Below are 5,161 nucleotides of genomic sequence, written 5' to 3'. Positions count from 1 at the left end.
TCTCTGACCTACCCGACTTAAGTGAAATGCCCTACAATAGTTTACAAAAAAAATTAATACCCATTGGCAGAAAGGAACTAAAAGTATATGGACAATGAATCAAATGAAATTTTAACCGGAGGAAATATGAATTCTCCTGTTTTAAATGATAATTTGATATATAAAGAGTCTACAAAAGCTTCAAAAACAATTCATGAGTTATTATGTTATGTTAGGTCTCAAGGAATTAATTGGGTACCAGAATCTTATGGTATTAATTCTGATGGTAAACATGTTTTGTCATATATTGAAGGTGTTGTTCCTCAAGAGAAGCCCTATTGGATTTGGAATGAGGATATATTGAAAGAAGTAGCATTAAAATTAAGACAGTGGCATGATGCTACTGAAAATTTCAAATATAAAAAAGCTCGATGGTTATTAAGTAATGATGAAATTAATGAAGTGATTTGTCATAATGATTTTGCTCCTTACAATTGTGTTTTTAAGGATAATAAATTTAAAGGTTTGATTGATTTTGATGTATGTTCTCCAGGATCAAGAATATGGGATATTGCCTATACTTCATATAGGTTTATACCACTATTTCCTGATAAAAATGAAGAAAAATATTATGAAGTATCTCCATTTTCAAAAGAAGTTATGATGAATAGATTAAAAATATTTCTGGATTCATATAGTTGTGATGAGAAAGAATTTTTATATGATGAAAAAAAGGTAATAAATAAAATAAGAAAAAGACTTAAGGTGCTTGCAAGTTGGTCAAAAGAGTATGGATTACAGACAAAAAATCAAGAATTACAAAATAACGCAAAAATGTATTTACTACATGCAAAATGGATAAAGATATTTTTATGAGGGTCGGGCACTTCACTTAACACTTAGCCAACGTTCCGAAGTTTTCGGCACAAAAATGCTCTATCCAAGACTAGAATGGATAGAGCTGAATTTATGTACATCTCGCCGAAAATTTCGGAATTGCATGATAAACGAAGCCGCTGAACCTAGAAGCTCATATGGGGATTTAATTTTACTTCCTTCTTACTATTGGCAACATTTTAATCGTAATATTCCTAAATTTTAACATGGTTTATTGTTCGTTTGCCAAAAATAGGCATAGTAAAACAGACCCATGGTTAATGAGTTTTTAATCTTTTCTATTCAGTTAATAAAAAGTCATTCTCTTAAAATAATTCTGTTTATAAACTCAGAACCACAAAGAGGACAACAAAAAATATCAGAACCAAATATTTTTTTTATAATTTCACGTCTACTAAGTCTTTTTACTTCAGTAAACTTTGAACCAGTAAGTTTTTGACATACATGTTTTGCAATAATCCTTTTATAATATTTCTTTTAAATATTGCAAAATCATGTTCCTTGATTTATGAATTGCATATTAACTTTATGAATAATATTTATTGCAATTCATATAGTTTAAGTTTTGTCTTTTTGTTTCTATTACTTAAAAGTCCAAAATGTCTAATCTTAAAAAACCCCTTAGGTAGAACATGCATGAGAAACCTTCTTATAAATTCAAAAACAGAAAGATTCATTACCTTTTCTTTGTTTTGATCTTTATAATCTCGCTATTTAAAATAAACACGATTATCTTTAACGGTAATTATTCTACTATTGGTTATTGCAATTTTATGAGTATATCGACCAAGGTACTCAATAACATTTTCAGGTGTTTTAAATGGTGGCTTACAATAAACAACCCATTCTTTACTATAAAGTTCATTCTTAAGAGCTTTAAAGTCAGTTCCAGTTGGAAGAATAATATCTTTTCTTTCTAAAAGTAAACATAAATTATGCATAAACTTTCCTCTAAATTTCCTGCTAAGAACTTTTACAGGAATGAAAAACTTCTTTCTTGAGTGTTTAAAAGTTTTTTCAGAAGGCAATAACCCACCGCCAGGAACTATACAGTGTATATGAGGATGAAATGATAAATTTTGTCCCCAAGTATGTAAAATGGCAGTAATGCCAATTTGAGCTCCCAAGTATTTTTTATCCATTGCAAGTTCAGAAAGAGTTTCTGACGCACACTTAAAAAGAAGATTATAAAGCTGTTTTTTGTTGTTAAAAATCAATTTATTCAAAAGGTCAGGTACTGTAAATACAACATGAAAGTAATGAGTATTTAAAAGCTCCGACTTTCTAGCATCGACCCATTCTTCCTTAGCGATATTTTGACATTTAGGACAATGCCTATTGCGACAAGAATTATAACGAGGCTATGCAAAATAAAATAGTAATCACATATCTTTAGCCTCGTTGAAACGGTGTGTTGCAATTGCTACGCAATTGCTTCTGTTGTTATAGGATATTTTTTTATGCTCACATGCAAGACATTTTTCAATATGCATATCTAGAGCAGAAGTTCTACAAACTTCTATGGAATTCATTGCTTTTAACACGTCTACATGTAAAATATTATTTTCTCTAAAGCTTTGACCATATTCTTTAAAAATAGAGTTAATATCATACATCAAAATCACCACCATCAAAAGGGCTACGAGTGCTAAGAATATCTTTTTTTGCCAAATGAACATAAAGCATAGTTGTTTCCAACTTTTCATGTCCCAATAAATCCTTAACAACTATAAGATTTGTACCATCTTCAACGAGATGAGTGGCAAAACTATGTCTTAGAGTATGAGGAGTAACTTTTTTAGTTATACTAGCTTTTTTAACTGCGTCTTTAAATGCTGATTGAATAGTTCTTGAGCTAATAGGATTAGAAGGATTTTGACCTGGGAAAAGCCACTCAGTATTCTTCGGATGAAGTTGTTTATAATAGTTTCTAAGTAGATAAAGAGTATTCTTTGAAAGCAATGCAAATCTGTCCCTATTTCCTTTGCCTTGCCTGATAAATATTTGCATATTTTTATTATCAATATCAGAAGTTTTTAATTTTGAAACTTCACTAACTCTTAAACCTGGCGAATAAGCAGTTACAAGCATTGCTTTGTGCTTTAAGTAAGAAACATTTTTAAATATTGTATTAATTTCTTCTTTAGATAATACTACAGGAAACTTTTTCTTACTTTTAAGACGGGGAATATGTTTCATATTCCAATCTCTTTCAAAGACACCTTCATAAAGAAACCTTATAGCACTATAGGAAGAATTAATATATTCACTGCTAAGTTTTTTAACTTTTATTGCATGTAGTAAAAAGTCTCTTACATGATCATAATTCATTTCACTAAATGGCAATTTGAAATGATTTGTAAAATGCCTTAAGTGCATTAGATAAGTTTTTTGAGTTGAAATTGCAAAACCTCTAAGTTCCATTCTTTCTTTCATTTTTTCAAATGCTTTGTTATTTGTCATAATAACCACTCTCCTTTTAAATTATTTGATTTTATTTTAAAGGAAAGTATAGTATAATTGTTATATAATTCACTAAAAATTAAAACAAGCGACAGCCACCGCGTAAGCGGTTTAGTTCAACAATGCATACAAGGGTAGTAATGAATCACTGGTCGCTCAGTAAAACCTTTTCGGGGACATAGGAGCTATGTAACCCCTCAAAGGCTTCTTGTATGCAGACGATATACGTTCACTCCTCTAAATTATAGGAGTCTCTGGAGCCTTCGGTTGGCAGGTTTGAGTATGTCTCAAAAATTGAATTTATTGGAGTGAGATAGATTTTTGTTTGAAAATATTGATTTTACACCAAGCATTGTAGAATATGATGACTTTCAGATTTAAAGTGATTTGTTGTTTAAACAACAAGAATTCTCATTCAAAGAAGACTTATTTCAAGTTGCTTATGAAAAAAATAGATTTATAATTGATATTGGATGGTATCCAGAATTTAACCCTGATGGATGTTTTAAAATGTGTATTATTCACGATTTAGATTGGATGAATCCCTTGGTTACGAAAAAGATTAAGGACTTAGAGAAGTTGGAAGATTAATTAAGATTGTGTGATAAGATTGTAAGAGAACTGATCGAAAAGATTGAAGATGATTTTTATATACTCCATGTTGAAAATGCTTTTAAAATTGAGAATAAAGGGATAGTCATGCACGGTTCTAATGAGGGTAAAATTTGTATTGGTGATAAATTGAAAGAAATTGAATCTGGTGGAATTTTTAGAATACTAGGAATTGATCATTTTTATTGTTCAAACAAAGAAAAAAGAGATGAGATTAATAAAGGTTCCCCGATATTAATAGAGACTGTTGAAAATAAAGAGTTTTTTAAGGATAAAGTTTTAATTAAGGTTTAAACTGAATAAAAGGTATAATTTGAGAATGACTTTGTAGAAGTTTTTTTATAAGGGGAATGACGTATATCAAAGTATCTTTACAAGGGCGTCAAAGATACAAAACGATATATGACATTTTTATTTCGCTTTTATTTAAAGCACCGGAATGGCTTGCGGAGGTATTTTTGTAAAGTTGATTTTTCGTGTAGGAGGTATGATTTTGTGATAGAGTTAAGGAAATTTGAAATAGGTGATATTGACTATTTAAAACTATGGATAACAGATGAGAGACTTTGTTGTCAGTGGTGTGCAAGAAACTTTATATATCCACTAGATGATTTACAGCTATATAAATATATAAGTACACTCAACGATTCTCATACTAATTTTGCTTTTACGCTAGTAAAGAAAGATGATGACATATATCCAATCGGGCATATAAAAATCGGAAACATAGATTATGAGGAGAAATCTGCTAAACTACAGTTTGTACTTATAGGGAATAGACTATTTAGAGGCAAAGGGTTTGGTAAAGATATGGTTAACTTAGCTATTAAGTATGCTTTTCAATATTTAGAATTAGAAGAATTAGATTTGAGAGTATACTCATTTAATACGAGTGCAATTAATTGTTATAAAACTTTAGGATTTAAAGAAATTGAATATATAGATAAGAGTTTTCAGTTTAATGATGAGGAAATATGGGATGAAATTGTAATGAGGTTGGAAAAAGATAAATGGAAAAAGGAAAGGAAATAAAAACGTCATATATCAGCAAGGTTTACGGCTCCACTATTGTTTCGCCCAAATTCCTTCATTAAGGGCAGTCGCCCTAAAATTCAGGAACTTCGTAAACCTGCAGGACGTTAGGCAAAATAGTATCCATGTTATTCGAGACAATTTAAGAGAATTGATTTATAATATAAATTAAATAAAT

The 5,161-nt window shown here is 29.9% G+C and carries 5 protein-coding genes and 1 pseudogene; 4 read left to right on the top strand and 2 right to left on the bottom strand.

Annotation, left to right across the window (positions count from 1 at the left end; translation table 11 throughout):
• The first annotated feature begins 87 nt into the window (after positions 1-87).
• A complete protein-coding gene (locus RBH29_RS17050) occupies positions 88-855 on the top strand; it encodes a phosphotransferase (protein WP_306698209.1) in 768 nt (255 codons plus the stop codon).
• A 575-nt stretch (positions 856-1,430) separates the two neighbouring features.
• On the opposite strand, the pseudogene RBH29_RS17045 reads toward RBH29_RS17050, so the two are convergent.
• Both RBH29_RS17045 and RBH29_RS17040 read right to left on the bottom strand, forming a co-directional pair.
• A pseudogene (locus RBH29_RS17045) lies at positions 1,431-2,492 on the bottom strand (IS91 family transposase); the annotation flags it as partial.
• The gene (locus tag RBH29_RS17040) at positions 2,485-3,339 is read right to left on the bottom strand and encodes a tyrosine-type recombinase/integrase (protein WP_306698208.1); all 855 of its coding nucleotides are present in this window, start codon (positions 3,337-3,339) and stop codon (positions 2,485-2,487) included. The pseudogene RBH29_RS17045 and the gene RBH29_RS17040, both read right to left, overlap by 8 nt.
• Before the next feature lie 390 nt (positions 3,340-3,729).
• Between RBH29_RS17040 and RBH29_RS17035 the strand changes: the two genes are divergently transcribed.
• The 3 genes from RBH29_RS17035 to RBH29_RS17025 all read left to right on the top strand — a co-directional run bounded on the left by RBH29_RS17035 (position 3,730) and on the right by RBH29_RS17025 (position 4,983).
• The gene (locus RBH29_RS17035) at positions 3,730-3,930 is read left to right on the top strand and encodes a hypothetical protein (RefSeq protein WP_306698207.1); all 201 of its coding nucleotides are present in this window, start codon (positions 3,730-3,732) and stop codon (positions 3,928-3,930) included.
• Between the two features lie 6 nt (positions 3,931-3,936).
• Complete coding sequence (locus tag RBH29_RS17030) at positions 3,937-4,245, top strand: hypothetical protein (protein ID WP_306698206.1); 309 nt, start codon at positions 3,937-3,939, stop codon at positions 4,243-4,245.
• Between the two features lie 201 nt (positions 4,246-4,446).
• Positions 4,447-4,983 carry a GNAT family N-acetyltransferase gene (locus RBH29_RS17025; protein WP_306698205.1) on the top strand — a complete coding sequence of 179 codons (537 nt, stop codon included), beginning with the start codon at positions 4,447-4,449 and terminating at the stop codon, positions 4,981-4,983.
• Positions 4,984-5,161: the final 178 nt, after the last annotated feature.

The sequence above is a fragment of the Herbivorax alkaliphila genome, assembly GCF_030848475.1.
Classification (GTDB): Bacteria; Bacillota; Clostridia; order Acetivibrionales; family Acetivibrionaceae; genus Herbivorax.
This window is presented reverse-complemented; position numbering and strand designations above follow the sequence as displayed.